Source organism: Candidatus Nitrosocosmicus franklandus, from assembly GCF_900696045.1.
GTDB lineage: Archaea > Thermoproteota > Nitrososphaeria > Nitrososphaerales > Nitrososphaeraceae > Nitrosocosmicus > Nitrosocosmicus franklandus_A.
The window spans coordinates 2,478,075-2,492,745 of the sequence record NZ_LR216287.1 but is presented as its reverse complement, the minus strand read 5'-3'; the positions used below and the strand labels follow the sequence as shown (position 1 = coordinate 2,492,745).

General features: G+C 33.4%; 14 protein-coding genes. 7 read left to right on the top strand and 7 right to left on the bottom strand.

The features are described from left to right. Window positions 1–179: 179 nt before the first annotated feature. Window positions 180–1,322 (top strand): hypothetical protein, encoded by a 1,143-nt coding sequence (locus NFRAN_RS11675; protein WP_145988084.1) that lies wholly within the window; start codon window positions 180–182, stop codon window positions 1,320–1,322. A 663-nt stretch (window positions 1,323–1,985) separates the two neighbouring features. Here NFRAN_RS11675 and NFRAN_RS11670 read toward each other — a convergent pair. Both NFRAN_RS11670 and NFRAN_RS11665 read right to left on the bottom strand, forming a co-directional pair. Beyond that, complete coding sequence (locus NFRAN_RS11670; protein ID WP_134485145.1) at window positions 1,986–2,222, bottom strand: DUF5678 domain-containing protein; 237 nt, start codon at window positions 2,220–2,222, stop codon at window positions 1,986–1,988. Between the two features lie 170 nt (window positions 2,223–2,392). Next, window positions 2,393–2,665, bottom strand: coding sequence for a hypothetical protein (locus NFRAN_RS11665; RefSeq protein WP_134485144.1), 273 nt, complete (start codon window positions 2,663–2,665; stop codon window positions 2,393–2,395). Window positions 2,666–3,684: 1,019 nt separating this feature from the next. Between NFRAN_RS11665 and NFRAN_RS11660 the strand changes: the two genes are divergently transcribed. After that, window positions 3,685–4,035, top strand: a complete 351-nt coding sequence (locus NFRAN_RS11660; RefSeq protein WP_172602326.1) for a hypothetical protein — start codon at window positions 3,685–3,687, stop codon at window positions 4,033–4,035. A gap of 648 nt (window positions 4,036–4,683) precedes the next feature. Beyond that, window positions 4,684–5,274: a GNAT family N-acetyltransferase gene (locus NFRAN_RS11655; protein WP_134485142.1), complete on the top strand. Its 591-nt coding sequence runs from the start codon at window positions 4,684–4,686 to the stop codon at window positions 5,272–5,274. Window positions 5,275–5,857: 583 nt separating this feature from the next. Here the strand turns inward: NFRAN_RS11655 and NFRAN_RS11650 are convergent. Next, window positions 5,858–6,082 (bottom strand): hypothetical protein, encoded by a 225-nt coding sequence (locus tag NFRAN_RS11650; protein WP_134485141.1) that lies wholly within the window; start codon window positions 6,080–6,082, stop codon window positions 5,858–5,860. 414 nt (window positions 6,083–6,496) lie between these two features. Next, a complete protein-coding gene (locus NFRAN_RS11645; RefSeq protein WP_134485140.1) occupies window positions 6,497–7,009 on the bottom strand; it encodes an FxLYD domain-containing protein in 513 nt (170 codons plus the stop codon). Between the two features lie 752 nt (window positions 7,010–7,761). Between NFRAN_RS11645 and NFRAN_RS11640 the strand changes: the two genes are divergently transcribed. The 3 genes from NFRAN_RS11640 (at window position 7,762) to NFRAN_RS11630 (ending at window position 8,888) form a co-directional block, all read left to right on the top strand. Further along, window positions 7,762–8,208 (top strand): hypothetical protein, encoded by a 447-nt coding sequence (locus NFRAN_RS11640; protein ID WP_134485139.1) that lies wholly within the window; start codon window positions 7,762–7,764, stop codon window positions 8,206–8,208. A gap of 68 nt (window positions 8,209–8,276) precedes the next feature. Beyond that, the gene (locus tag NFRAN_RS11635; protein ID WP_134485121.1) at window positions 8,277–8,465 is read left to right on the top strand and encodes a hypothetical protein; all 189 of its coding nucleotides are present in this window, start codon (window positions 8,277–8,279) and stop codon (window positions 8,463–8,465) included. Window positions 8,466–8,507: 42 nt separating this feature from the next. Then, a complete protein-coding gene (locus NFRAN_RS11630; protein WP_134485134.1) occupies window positions 8,508–8,888 on the top strand; it encodes a hypothetical protein in 381 nt (126 codons plus the stop codon). A 333-nt stretch (window positions 8,889–9,221) separates the two neighbouring features. Here NFRAN_RS11630 and NFRAN_RS11625 read toward each other — a convergent pair whose 3' ends face one another. The 3 genes from NFRAN_RS11625 to NFRAN_RS14000 form a co-directional block, all read right to left on the bottom strand. Continuing rightward, window positions 9,222–9,680, bottom strand: coding sequence for a universal stress protein (locus NFRAN_RS11625; RefSeq protein ID WP_134485138.1), 459 nt, complete (start codon window positions 9,678–9,680; stop codon window positions 9,222–9,224). A gap of 400 nt (window positions 9,681–10,080) precedes the next feature. Continuing rightward, window positions 10,081–10,707 (bottom strand): hypothetical protein, encoded by a 627-nt coding sequence (locus tag NFRAN_RS11620; protein ID WP_134485137.1) that lies wholly within the window; start codon window positions 10,705–10,707, stop codon window positions 10,081–10,083. A 12-nt stretch (window positions 10,708–10,719) separates the two neighbouring features. Further along, complete coding sequence (locus NFRAN_RS14000; RefSeq protein ID WP_172602325.1) at window positions 10,720–12,492, bottom strand: multicopper oxidase domain-containing protein; 1,773 nt, start codon at window positions 12,490–12,492, stop codon at window positions 10,720–10,722. Between the two features lie 1,075 nt (window positions 12,493–13,567). Here NFRAN_RS14000 and NFRAN_RS11610 point away from each other — a divergent pair. Next, window positions 13,568–14,098 carry a hypothetical protein gene (locus NFRAN_RS11610; RefSeq protein WP_134485136.1) on the top strand — a complete coding sequence of 177 codons (531 nt, stop codon included), beginning with the start codon at window positions 13,568–13,570 and terminating at the stop codon, window positions 14,096–14,098. Window positions 14,099–14,671: the final 573 nt, after the last annotated feature.

The window sequence follows — 14,671 nt, the reverse complement described above, 5'->3', positions numbered from 1 at the left end:
TTAAAGGAAATTAATGAATATCTCTATTTTTTCTGAATGATCTAAAACAACAGCTCTGGTTTCTTTATGCAACATATTGGTATGTGATGTAAGTGTGTCTTTTTGGATCTAAAATCAATAAAAATTATGATGACTGACCGGTCAGTAATATTTATATCTGTCAAATTATAATAATGAATATGCAAACAAAGCCTTTCCTAGACAAACGAGTTTTTTATTATTGTTTTGTCATTTTAGGAATAGCTTCTGTGGGCTCTATTCTTCAAATTGCTGGAGGTAATTGGGATGTAACTTCTCATTTGTTACTACAACCAGAAACATTCTTTACTCCGTCACACACTGTGATGTATAGTGGGATTTTTTTACTGTCCATTTCATCAATTATTGCAGCCTATGTCTTGATAAAGTATAAAGAAATACAAAATGATGTTATTTCACTATCCTTCAAGCTTCTTATTGTCGGATCGGTATTGTCTGTTGTTTCTGGTCCAAGTGATTTTGCTTGGCATGAAATATTTGGAGTCGATGGATTTCTAAGCCCTACACATCTGATGTTGATTACTGGTATGTTTATTAACGCAATCGGAACTACATTGGGACTAGTTCGTCTTAACTCGCTTCAAAAGGAAAGACCATTTCATGTTATTAGCTCTATAATGTTTGTATTTGGGCTTGTAGCGCTCTGGCTCACCTCAATTTCTTATGTATATATTTTCTCTTTACCTATATCCAATGGAGAGATATTCAACTTTAACCTTGATCCATATCTTGAATCGCTAATAGCCCTACTGTTCTTGCCTTTGATTAATTCATTTATGACCCTCTTTATGATCAATACTGTAAAGAAATTTGGGTACATTAGTTTAGTGGGCATCGGTGTAATCGTTGCAACTTCATTATCGAATATTCTTCCATCCGCGGATCTTGCACTCTTTATGCCTTATTATCTCTTGGTTATCATACCCTTCATTCTGATAGATCTTATTGTATATGATAAACCGCCATTCAAAAGGGGTGGTAGGCATCGTTCAGAAAATAGAAAGTTGGTTGCTGCAATCATAATGGCATCATTATTTTACCTAATGGGATATCCTTTGTTACCTCTAGCTCTTGGAAACTTTTTGATGCCATTAGATTTATCGAATACGGAATTTACAACCTTAGTTGATATTATCCCAATTTTTGTGGATTCCTTTTCTGTTGTATTCCCACTAACTCTGATAATCGGTGCAATAGTTGGACTTGGTTGTGGATTGTTTTATGAACGTATTCAAAAATATATCAAAAATAAAATTGAAACCCGGTTCAATCTAAATTTATGACTTTTATGATATCTCATAGATTACCTAGCCAAAGTATTTATGTAACTATTACTTTCAGTGTATAAAATTACTCTATAAACGTGCTTGTAAATTCCAACAAGTCCTGCCCTTTACCCATCACATATAATAATAGTATACTGTAGTATTGATGCCATTTGGACAATTCTGGGTTGGGACCTTTTTGAATAACATCGTTATTTTGTTACCTCCCATGTTTGCCTAAAAATATTATCTAGCTACGTTATTGGAGATTGAGGGTGTTTTGCTTTCCTACTCTCTGTATTACAATGTGTTCCCCGATCTTGAGGGTTTTATAGTTCTTTTTGCCTTTTTACTTTAATGTTCATTTTGAATCCAAAGTGTGATAAACCCAAAAAGATCAAAAGCAACAATACGATTTTAATAGTATTCCTAGATAACCAATTCAAACATGTTCAATTTAGTTTGGCCATTTATTTTTACGTACCTGCTGTATATGCATTAATTACTCTGGTAAGACAAGGTAGATTCATCCCTTTTTCAATGTCTAAAACGCTTCAGCTAGAATAGATTCCTCAAGTCAAGAATTTTTTTTGAACAAAAAATGATGGTAAGATCCTTCCCAATGATTTTTACTTGTTCTTGATGACAACTCTATTGGCTGGGAATGAATATGAGGGGCAGTCAGTTCTGTATATATTCTATTGCAATAGATTCGTCGTAATTTCTTATATTTAGTCTTTTCATCAATCTGTCAAGATTTGTATCTTTATCCAATATTTTTTTGTCCTTTATTGCAACATAGTTGTTATCGTACTTTCCCCTAAGATTGTTTTGTTGTTTATAAATCCATCTAAAGTTGTCTGCCAGTCTTTCCAATTTATCTAGATCGGATTTGGCAAAATCATCTAGATCTTGCATGGTAAAATCTATTATTGAATTTTAGGGCTATTAAACATTGCCTTCATTCTAATTTCTGAGATAATGGCGGCTTGAAAGAAACACAATTCTTTGATGTGACAGTAGATTTTACAAGTTTAACTTAACAATTTAATTACTGATCTGAATCTGAGGATTTGCAAACATGATATTTATCGACTATGACTATGAAATCTCTTCTTGAATCTAGCAATCCATTTGGACTCGTATTTTCTTTGAGGATTGTTTTCCACGGGTTTAATATATTCTGGGTAGAGGGTCTCAAACTCTTTTATTGACTCGGTCCAAGTCATTGAAATTTCATCGAATGATTGAGCCAGCAGATCAAATGAGTCATAGTCCTCTACCTTATTATCGGGAAGATTCTGAACTTGTTTTAGAAAGTCTTCTTTCTCTTTTTCTGTCATTTCTTCAAAATCTTTCATACAATTTATTATCATATGTATCTAAAAAAGCATAGGTTAATTTGACAACACATTTTGTCAATTGTATTCGTCTAAATGAATTAGATAGGTACTCATTCCTCGAGACGGAAATAACAAACCCTTAATCTGTCGAGTACTGTTTCTTTTTTATTGTATTTGTGAATTCGGTTTCTTGGTTAAAACCTCAATATTGTGATATTTTCTACATAGGTTACTCACGTATGTTTAATACCTTTTATCGTGATGATATTTCCTAACCCACATCTCATACTACTAACTAAATTTCTCTGCCATTTATGTCATGAATAAATGATGCTTCATAATTAGGCAAGATTACTTTTTCTACAAAATCATTTCATGAATCAACCCAATAAATCTCGGAATATTGATGATTTTATACACTGGTAAATTTGCTAATGAATGATTATTTCTGAAAACAAAACTCAGGTCTGATGTCTTTTCTGATACATGTGTATGACATTTACTGGCAAAATAGGCGATTTGGTTAGCCATGTCATGGTTATAGGATGATCAAAATGTGGCCAAAAGGATAATTTTTAGTCTACATCTACAGTGGGAGATAAAATAGTTGATCGATCTACATCGCTGGACACTATAGAAGAGCTCGGATTTGGAAGTTGGTCAATTACTTGCGGGAAGTGTGTTATAAGTTATCCGAATTAGAAGAAATATTCAAAGGTCAAGACACATAAACGATTTTTTCTAATAGTAGATCTTTAGGGAACAAGACAAGGATATTGTCGGCATTCGTTTCTCATTATTTTTTCTGGCTATACTATCGAGTTTATAAAGTGATTAGAGAATCTCTTGTAAAAGCATTCTGATCTTTGCCTATTGAAGAATTAGTTAGTCGTTTCTTAAACAAGGGTTAAAGATATGGTTAGTTAAAAGTAACCATGTGTTACGTTAATCGTAATTCTAGATTCATACACTATCTTGTTCATCTGAATACAACTTTATACCGCAATAGTATATTTTTCCCTATTTTCTTGATTGCATTGATACTGGGTCTTTTTTCTGTTACTGAAATCGATTTCATTGATCATGTCAAAGCACAGAGTAGCCAGGTTTTCAGAATAAATGTCGAGGTTACAAACAATGGGAATACCGATGAATATGGAACAGTATATGTCAATATCATTGATAGTCCAGCCGTAGATGGACTAGGGGCACAACATTTTCCTCTAGGGGAAACAATCTCTTTTGAATTTGTATTTGACTCAAAGGAAGTTCCAATTGGAAAGGGGTTTGTTGCGGAAGTTGTATATGGTGATGACATCCATAAGAGAGTGTATGGCATGAATACTTCGAATAATTATTCAGAGAATATTGCTATAATTATAACTTGATTTAGTAACACATCACTATGGAGGGATAACTTCTGTCCTGCCATAGAATATCAATAATTCTTGTAAGTGCATTTTTGATTTAAAGATTTTCAATTATGGTGATTAAAACTTCGTGGTAGTCTAAAGACAGGAAAATATCTAGAATACATGTACAATATATCTGATCGTGAATTGATTGTTGTGACTTTGCAGAATATTATTTTTAATAAGAATAGTAAAACTAATATAAGGTTTTTAAGTGGGTTATAGAACAGATCATTATTTTCTTTATAACCGTAACAATTCTCATCAACCGGGATGCTATGTGTTAATAATACATTATTACGTCTTTTGCCTCAGAAATACAAATATCTCTTCTTTATGTGTAATGGAAAATTTGTGAGGTCATTGGTGAGTATTGGATATCTAACGTTGCGTTTTTTTAGTACTCATGGATATTGTTACAATCATTTGCTTCTAAGTTTACCTGGGAGATAAATTTGACCGGTCCGTGCAACTTATTATCTGGAAACTGGTGGTTGGCTATCATGAAACCTACTCATATGGCCGAAATAAATCATCTTATTACTAAATACGTGAATCTGCCAAGCTTTAACGAATAGATCATCGATAAAAGGTTATAACCATGATTATTCTTTGGATATTACTATGTCCAATGTTCAAGTCAAAACTGCAAATTTGTCTGAACAAGAAGCTTTATTTGACACTTTAAAATTGGCCTTTGGTACTGATCCTGCTACACGGGCTGTATGGCCAGACCCGCAAAAATATATTTTACATTTCTCTAAATTTGCAAAGGCCTTTGGTGGTAGGGCGTTTGTCAACAAGGCCGCCCAATATGTTGGAAATTATTCAGGCGCCGCTCTCTGGCTGCCACCAAATGTTGAACCCGATGTCGAAGCCCTGCTTGCATTGTTAAAAGAAACTACTTCAGAGGAAGTTCAGAATGTAGTACCACGAGTATTTGAAAAAATGGGAAGTTACCATCCGAGCGAACCTCATTGGTATTTACCACTTCTTGGTGTTGATCCACTTCACCATGGTAGGGGATTGGGGTCGATCCTTTTGAGATACGCGACTGATAAGTTTGATAATGAAAATGTTTTGGCCTATCTAGAATCATCAAATCCAAGAAATGTAACTTTGTATGAGCGGCATGGCTTCCAAGTACTAGGCACAATAAAAGTCAACAATTTCCCTCCTATTATTCCTATGCTTCGCAAGCCAAAGACTAGATAAGGACTAAAATTTAGAATTACAAATGTTTTGTAGTCGATCTCTGCGACTATATCGATAATTCAGTATATACATTTAATCTCGTCATCCATGTTATAACTTCATATATCAATAAGATGATAGCCTTTGAAACAGTACGTAAACTATTCGACATTTCCCCTTTTGTCAATTCTTCTCTTGATATCATATCTTTTGTTGACCTGATGACTATTATATGAACTACACTGAGATAATTCTTGTCTCTTTTTTATCGAAAATGACGATAAACTCATTCTAGTCAAATAAATGGAGTAGAAATTACAAGACGAGACAAGAAATTATGACGATAAAACGACCTTTCATGATGTTTCAAGTAAATTCGCTAGTCTTTTATGTAGTTTGTAAAAGATCTTTATGGGGGCCTAGATTTTCCCTGCAAATTTCTCAAACATTACTCATAGCTAAAAAGAGTCACCATCCTTGGGTTCACTAAACATGCTTTTCAATTATTAAATAATCAGCTACTTCTCCCTTTAGAATTAAAGCCTTACCATACAGCATTTTATGTTTGGTAGTCTCAAGTGAAATGATACCCTGAAAAAATCAATCAGTTAAATGTGCTTCCAACGCCATTCTTTCTGTCATAGTTTCCAGTATTCCAAGGAGTTATGATCGAAATATTCTTGCTTTTGGATGTTGAATTAACTTCAGTATCTAAACTATTCTTAGTGGTTTCACCTTGAGCATATATACTTTGAGCCCATCCAATGGTTGTTGCCAAAAACAAAAATATTGAGATAATAGGTATTACAAAAAGCAGATTATTTTTCATTATATATTACTTAAGATTATCTTTTATAATCCCGATACAAATTCAATTCTTTGACTAATACATACTTTGTTAATAGACAATAAGTAAAGGTTTCTACCAGATTTACATGTTGGTATAAATTTATTTTCTGATAATCAAAGTAAATCGAAACTATCTAATACCTTGCGATCTTTCTACCACAAAGAAATAGAGTGTTGCAAGTAAATGACCAATTCCAAATATCTTGATTTTCAAAGTGTATGATCGAAATATCCACTAGGTTAAACTCGAGTAACTACATTGATTCCATGAAGCAACTGGAATAATTCAAAAAAAGGGAGTGAGAAAGCAGCCCAGGTATTCTGAATAGATTAATATTTTTGCATCAGTTTGAATTTTGTTTGTATACTTCATTTATCTATGTATTGAATTTTGCTAGCTTTCCTCTTCATCCTCCTCTTCATCATCTCCATCATTACTAGTATCATCTGAAATATCGCCTCCTGCCAACCTTATAAAATAATTGTTGGATAAGAATTCATCCTTCCATTTTGCTGTAAAATCGTAACTGGAAGCATTAGCCTTTACTGCTTCGTCGAACACCTCTATAGTGAATGAGGCGGTATCTCCTGGGTTGATAGTGTAAGGACTTGTCCCACTATCTGCGCTGCCAATAGTCTCGTCATCTTCGTCATAAAAAATTGCAGTCATCTCTACCGCCTTTATAGTCGCTGTTCCATTATTCAAAATCTCTCCGATTAATTCATCAGTAAAGAAATTACCAACATATGAATGACTCAGCAGCACTATGTCATATTTTTTATAATCTTCTTCTGCTCCTTGGCCGAATGCACTAAAATGAAAAGGACTGTTCTTCCCTTCTAAAATGCTCATTAATGTTATAGTCGTAACAAGTAGCACCAGGCTGAAAGTCTTTATACTGGACAATGGTTTCAATTTAGGTCAACTGGATATAAATATCTAAAATACTTTTATTGTATATTTTTCTGTTCTAAACTTCTATGTGTACCTTTGTTCTGGATAATTTAAAAATCTGAACATCTGGTTTTTCAGTATTTTTATCAACCCTTTTCTCTTTCTCCTTTTCGGATTTTTCCGCGAATTCTCTTCAGTTTTTATATTCCAGCATGAACCTGTACATAGAAAGGACTATAGGAAATAATTTTGGAACAATTAGTTTCTTCTACGGTTCTATTTATGATTGAAGATCTTTTGACTTTTCCAAGCTAATGATGTACAAGACAATAGTTTCCTAAAGATCAGAATGCTAAATCCAAAAACATGATCGTGTAGTGTTTTCATTGATTTGATTAAATATGTAACTGATGAAAAAAATTGAGATTTGAACGTCTCCAAACCGTGTAATCTGAAAATCATGATTCGCGACCATGGAGTGATTACCATGTTAGGAGAAACAAAAAACATGAAAAACTGTTTGCAATGTCTTGGAATTCCAAAAAAGCGAACATTGCCTTTTCAGTTTGTGACTATCTAGATGGATAGGATCGACTAAAATTCAATATTCTGATTCATTTTACCACGACTGACATTCAACTACCAATCAATCTTTATACTATTTTTGAGTCACAGGTTGTATTCATAAACAAACAAAAATCATTATATTCACCTAAACTTACAAAAATCGCATGCAAATTACCTAGTAAGTATTCAAAAATAGTATGAACTATGTTTATAATGGTGGGGTTATACAGTTTATACATTTAACATGTCAGACAAATCTGCTAAACAAAAAAGATTACATACCGTTGAATATTGCAGATGAAGTATATCATAAATTTAAATCTCTAGTGCAGAAGAAACGTCGAACTATTGCTGATTTTGTTAATACTATGGTATCGCCGCATGTTAATAAAGATAGATTTGAAAAAATATATGCTCTCCATATTGTTGAGGACTATATTTCCAACAATGCGATCTACCTTATTGACTCTAAGCTTAATAAAACTGCTGGAGTAAAGTTAAAGGAATATCCTGACAGCGATTTGAATAATTCAGGGTTCTATGCCGTCTATGAGACCTGCGAATCCGATTCCTGTATTCACGTTAGACAAGTTCTGGTGACTGGATCGATACTGAAATTAAGCAAACTATATAAAAACGCTTAAGTGCAAGAGCAACATGGCTCTGTTCAGTTAACGATAAGCCTATAGCTTGAAAGCATTCCATTTCTTTTATGCTTACTAGAAACAGAACGCCTTCAAAGTATGTATATTATGGGTTGCATTTGTACTTTTCAGGCCTATCCTTAAGGAAAGCCTCGGAAAGATTATCTCAGATATACAAGAGAAATCACGTTTCCATTTGGAATTGGATTCAAAAGTACGAGCCTCAAAAGCTAAGTCAACTAGAAGAAGAGTTCTAGAGTATATAATAGATGAGACCATGTTGAATGTGGGATCAGAGTTTGTCTGGCTCTGGGTTGCAACTGAACCCGACAGAAAACAGGCAAATTCTCGCACTGTCTATCTCTAAAGAAAGAAACATGTTTGTAGCTGAAAGATTCATTTCAGATTTAGTCAAGATTCATGGAATTCATCCAGTTTCGACTGATGATGGAGGTACTTGGTATCCCATGGCTTGTCAGTTTCTCAAACTCGATCACCATATTCATTCCTCTTACGAGAAAAGTGTAATCGAAAGAAAGATGCAATACATAAAGGATAGAACCGAAAGTTTCGATGATTACTTTCCTTGTAGAATAAAGAATTGCAAGTTAAAGCATGTACGGAATTGGCTGCGGCTCTTTGTAGACTATCATAACAATGAAATAAAACATATTAAGTGAACAGAGCCTTCTGATCTTCGTGTTGGTTTAAATTTTTGTACGGATTTGTATATTTTATGCACCGAATATTTTAATTAAATTCGTTCCATATCCCTATATTACTCTAAAGAACAAATCGCTAGTAAGATATTTTTCGATATTTCCAAATTGGATGAAATTATTATTCGCATTCAAAAGGATAGCAATCCTGTTTGTTAACATCGTTGCTTTTCTACACATTTGATATAATACGTCGTTCCTAGATGTTCTATTTATACAATATATTCATCTTCTATATCGATTCTCTTTAGTAGAATATCATGTATTTGTTATGTCTTTGTTTTTAAGTAAAGGCTAATGAACAATCAATACTGGGCAATTTGCCATTTCTGAAACTTTTCTAGTAACACTACCCAAGGCTTTTATTTTGGACACTCCTGTTAGTCTCTTACCACTGCCCATAACAATCATATCTGCTTTATTATCGTCTACAAAGCTTAGGATTTTTTCTACGGGTGATCCTGTTCTACATTCGCTCGTTGAATCTATCTTTTTTTCACTTAGTTCTTGAATTTTCCGTTTAACTCTTTCTTCCCATGTATCTTTCTTTGATTCTATGAGATTCATTTGCTTTGCCTTTTCGATTAGTTCCTTGTCGTTTTCAAATAACGCAGATTCTGGATGTTCAGTCGGATCAATTATATGTAGTAAAATTAGATGAGCCCTTAAACCCTTTGCTATTTCTAATGCCATTTCGATCGCCCTATCAGATACTGCAGTTCCATCATCTGTTACTATTATTTTTTGTATCATTACATCTTTCTCTGAGTAGCTCGTAGGTATCTTGCTACATAAAAGTATTATAGCACTTCAAGACTTTGGTTTGAGAGGTATTTTTTCTTTTTTGTTTCATTTTTTTTATTTATATTTTTAATATTTTCTAATTATTCATCTATTCTATTTGTGAATATCTTTAATTATAAAATAACTAATAGAGGAACAGTGAGTAACGATTTTCATGAAATCTATCTTCTATAATAACATTAGAGGAGTGGCCGCATTCGTATAATTTGTCGTGATTAGTGCAGTGACTACATGTAAGAGACTAAGCTGCACAACTCTATACAAATTTGTAAATAATGTATCTGTGTTTTTTGAGGAAATTTGTTAACGGATACTATGGATACAAAAATAGGTTGATTTTCACCAAAGATTAATTTGACCCGATACTGCTACTGCTACTATTAGTAACAAAATGATACGCTAAAGGAACTTGCAGATCTGTTTTATCATTATCTAGTGTTGTAACTTCTACATCTATATCATACTTACCCTCTTCTGAAAACAATGGGCCGCTAACAACGATCTTTCCTGCTGGATCGGGAACAATTGCATTGGTAAGTACATCAAAGGTTCCGCCAACATTTACTTGGGGTAATTTGCCATTTCGAACCAAAATTGTCAAATCACCTTCATGCGAATGAAAGAATTCAGAGAGCTTCGTCTGTACATCATTTGATATAGTTAATCTGTAGGTAACATGCTGAATCATTTGTCCTGTATTTTCATCAGTGAGTTGCAGTATCAATTGAGCATCTTGATCCGAGGTTATTTCTTCTGGTTCGATAGTGAGATTCATAGCGATGTTTCGATCACCCAACGTGGCCATCGGAGGTGGGGCACCATGGTGTTGTGCAAATATGGATTCAGGGTTAGAAACAATTGTTGCACCCATAAGAAACATACTCACAAGTGTAACAATGAACAGTGTTTCTTTATTTACAATTCTGTTCCTATTGTGTATAGTCCGTCTATTCTCCAATGCATTTCTGTTCCACATTTTCTAGTATATTTATTTTACTATGATCTTTGATGTCATCCATGGATGTAACGTACAAAAGTATTCAAATTGCCCTTTCTGTTCAAATTTGTGCTTAAATTTGCTACCGTCACCCATCATAATTCCAGAATCAAATATTCCGGTCGGGCCAGTGTCTACATTGCCGGATGTCACCGTATGTGGCATATTAGTGTCGTTATTAACCCAAGTTACCTCAGTACCCACTTTAACTTCAATGTTGGGAGGATCATAATACATCTTACTATCCGGACTGGAGGAACCAGGAACTATTGATATCTGATTAGAACTGGAGTTTGCACCATCAGATTCTGTAGTGTTAGTTGATGAGGTTTCATCTAATATCGATGCGAAGTTTTCACTTGGTTCTTTTATTTTTTCGATTTCATGCATTTCCTTTATTATCTTTTTTTCTTTTTTGTCTAACACTCCATGTCCAGTCTGATTAACTACTACTGGATTCTGTAGGTTCTTTTGCAGTTCATATTGCCAATCAAACATAGATACACTTTCGGTTAATGGCTCAGAGGTATTACTTGATGATTGCTGTTGTTGGATGTTTGAATTTTCCATAGTGACATTGCTGCTTTCATTACCTAGTCTTGAATTACCCCCTTCTGGTGACTCTTCTTGACCAATTACTCTTATCATTCCCATATTGCCTCTTTCTTCTTGTATCCCGTGAGCATGGAACAAATAGGTCCCTGGATATTTCCATTTGGCTTCAATTATTGAAGCATCGCCTGGTGCTACAGATATAGTTTGTGATTGAATTGGAGGGTTATCCCAAAGACCTGATGGATAAGTTAAGAATGTTGTACTGTGAAGGTGGAACGATGCTGGTATCGTAGTACCAAGATTGATTAAATAAATTCGCATTAGGTCTTGATGATTAATTTCAAGTGGATTGTGCATATATTGATCAGCATACCCATTTATGAGGTAATAATCGGCCTCTAGTCCCATTTGGTTTTTGAGACTGTATTCTCCCATTACCATCACAAACTCTTTTGCAGGAGCAATTTCTTTATTTATAGGATCAACTATCAGCGCTCCGTACATGCCCATTCTAACATGCAATGACGTGGGGGGTGCATGGCAGTGATACATTAGTGCACCTGCTGGTTCGCCTGTTATGTTGTATAGATAAGTTTCACCAGGCATCACCTGTGGAATCACACCATCGTTTGCATCATCGTGGTTGCCATGGAAGTGAATCGTATGAGGTATAGGAGATTTGTTTACATATTTGATAGTAATGTTTTCTCCTTCTGTAATCCTTATAGTTGGTCCAGGTACCGTTCCATTAAATGTCCAAGCTTTTACTCTTTTTCCTGGTGCAATATCGATTTCTACATCCTCAGTAACGAGCGTTATGAGTTTAGTAGGATGAGCTCCGTCATTATTTTCCGTTTGATTGACATTTATACTCACGTAATTTTTATCAGCTCCTGACGGTGGAAAACTCTTGGTTAAATTATTTTCAATTATAGAAATCGCACTCTCATTCATTTGGTTCAATCCTTGTGCCCAAACAGCTTTCGACCCTAAATCAACAAAATTGACAGAAAGACTAAACATCATGGTTAAGACACAAATTGACAATATTGAAAAAGACAAATGGATGAAAAGTCGCCTTGGCCTTAAACTTATTGCATCATTTATTTTATCGCTAAATCGTGTTTGAAAATTCAAACTATTATACAATAATACACCAGACCTTTTTGCAAGGTTTTCTGCCATTACGATAATTTTAATATGATTCAATAAAATAACTGAACGTTGCCATAATATAACTCTGTCGAATAACGTATAACATTGTATGACACGGTCATTAAGAGAAATCATGCATTTCGTTGCTGCATTAGATAATGGGATATGGTTAATGTGACCTCTGGAGTAATAATCTCATAAAAAATGAATTGAAATATGCGTAACAAAAGAAATAGCCGCATTTGCCAAACGCAATTCTTAAATGTATGAAGGATATCCTGCATTGATTTCTCGTTAATGTTCTTTCCGATTTTATTGTCATCCATTATTAAAATTTCGTATTTTTAGAAAGAATGACTACGACGATAATCAAGCTAGTCAATTAAAAGATGGATCACCTGCAGTATCTTTGCTCTATATGATGATGACAAATAGTTCTAACACTGAGAAGCAAACTTAGTCTTTTAATTAATAGTAAAATAACTATTTATGAATCGAAAACTTATTTTTCGTATGAAACAATATATATGAAATAATATTTAGTATTTATCATTATCTTGGCATATCACAAAATCTTAAATATCTGCCTTCACTCCAAATATTCTTTAATGCGATTTTAGTCATTATTACCATCAATCATTTTTTAGAATTCTTTTTTATAAAAACAAAGAAATATTGTCTTTGTTAGAAGTGAAGAATCTACCTTCTTAATATATGAGTTACGGCAAACAGGATTTTGACAATATGGAAAAAATCCGATAGATATATAAAGTTTTTCTAATTTTACCAACTAGTGTAGCCTGATTATCACGATGTTTCTAATATTGAATCTTTGTTATATTCGTCCAACTAGTAAATATACACAGATAAAACAGAATAAGCAACAAAGATCAAATAATAATACATTGCCAATCAACTAAATTTGTTTGACTATGTTAGATTTCGAAATAGATGTCTTGCGCTTAATCAAGTTGAATTTGAGAGATTAAGTTGACTGAATACATATGATTAGAAAATCCATTTTAAGATTCTTGGTATCTATTCATCAAATAAGATAAGAAAAAATCATGAAAATGATCATGACAATGCATAATAATGTCAGACACTGTAGTATATATGATAAACAACAATGAATTCGACTGTAAACACTGCAATACGAATACCAACTGAAATATATGAAAAAATTGAATTTCAAGCGTCTGCTGAAGACAAGACAATATCTGCAATCATAAATAACGTCCTTAGAAAATATGTGTCATGGGATCAATTTGTAAGTGACATCGGATTTGTTTTTTTGCAAAAACCTTTTGTACGAAACATTTTTGAACATCTTTCAGACGAGATTATAATAAAAGCAGCAAGGACTTCATGCTACACAGGAATGAGGGATGCTATTTCTTTTATTCATGGTAAAAATGATCTAGAAAGTATTGTAGATGTACTAAAGCTATGGTTTTCTGCATCCAATTTCAATAATAAGGTTATTCAGTCCGATGGGAAACTAGAATTTAGAATCCAACATAACCTAGGTCGAAAGGGTTCATTGTATATAGGTACACTTATTAGTTCTCTTTTTGCAGATTTGAACATTAAATCAAAAGAATCTTTGCTAAAGGAACATTCACTTGTTATTGTGTTTAATATTGTGTCTAAAAAATAATAAGATGCTTTAAGTGCTGCAAGGTGTTAGACGGAAACGGAAGGGAAATTGTATTGAAATAGGTAATAGTTTCTTTTCTTTTGACTTTTTCAATGAGTTATATTTTATTAACTTTAGATATTGAAAATAGAATTGACTGACTGACATCGACTTGTTTTTCTTCAGTTTTGTCACAAATTTTTTATTAATATGTAATAGAGTCCTGTGAGGGGAATGAAATAATTTATGAGGCTATCGTTAAGTGTCTGTTTAGTAAGCTGTGAGTTGTACTCCGTTAGATTAAGAGCACGGCGTAGTTAAAAATGAAAATGATAATAATGGTACATAGTAATAAGAATCCAGCCCTCCTCTACTCTTCAGAATAGTGATCACTAAACAGAATTAGAAAAATACAACAATATCTAAATTCAGAACACTTGGATCATAAAATCATTATCTTCTATTGTTCAATTAGACATGTGTGGATTTTGAATCTAATGGGTGACTTTTAACAATCTTGTAGAACTCATGATAAAGGATGGAATTAGTCCTAAGATGCACTGTTCACTCTTATCATTTTACAGTATCTATATA

Coding starts and splice junctions, on each gene's coding strand:
- NFRAN_RS11650 (WP_134485141.1), bottom strand. CDS start 6,082: ATGAAAAATAATCTGCTTTTTGTAATACCTATTATCTCAATATTTTTG.
- NFRAN_RS11625 (WP_134485138.1), bottom strand. CDS start 9,680: ATGATACAAAAAATAATAGTAACAGATGATGGAACTGCAGTATCTGAT.
- NFRAN_RS11640 (WP_134485139.1), top strand. CDS start 7,762: ATGAACTATGTTTATAATGGTGGGGTTATACAGTTTATACATTTAACA.
- NFRAN_RS11635 (WP_134485121.1), top strand. CDS start 8,277: ATGCTTACTAGAAACAGAACGCCTTCAAAGTATGTATATTATGGGTTG.
- NFRAN_RS11610 (WP_134485136.1), top strand. CDS start 13,568: ATGAATTCGACTGTAAACACTGCAATACGAATACCAACTGAAATATAT.
- NFRAN_RS11620 (WP_134485137.1), bottom strand. CDS start 10,707: ATGTGGAACAGAAATGCATTGGAGAATAGACGGACTATACACAATAGG.
- NFRAN_RS11675 (WP_145988084.1), top strand. CDS start 180: ATGCAAACAAAGCCTTTCCTAGACAAACGAGTTTTTTATTATTGTTTT.
- NFRAN_RS11655 (WP_134485142.1), top strand. CDS start 4,684: ATGTCCAATGTTCAAGTCAAAACTGCAAATTTGTCTGAACAAGAAGCT.
- NFRAN_RS11665 (WP_134485144.1), bottom strand. CDS start 2,665: ATGAAAGATTTTGAAGAAATGACAGAAAAAGAGAAAGAAGACTTTCTA.
- NFRAN_RS11670 (WP_134485145.1), bottom strand. CDS start 2,222: ATGCAAGATCTAGATGATTTTGCCAAATCCGATCTAGATAAATTGGAA.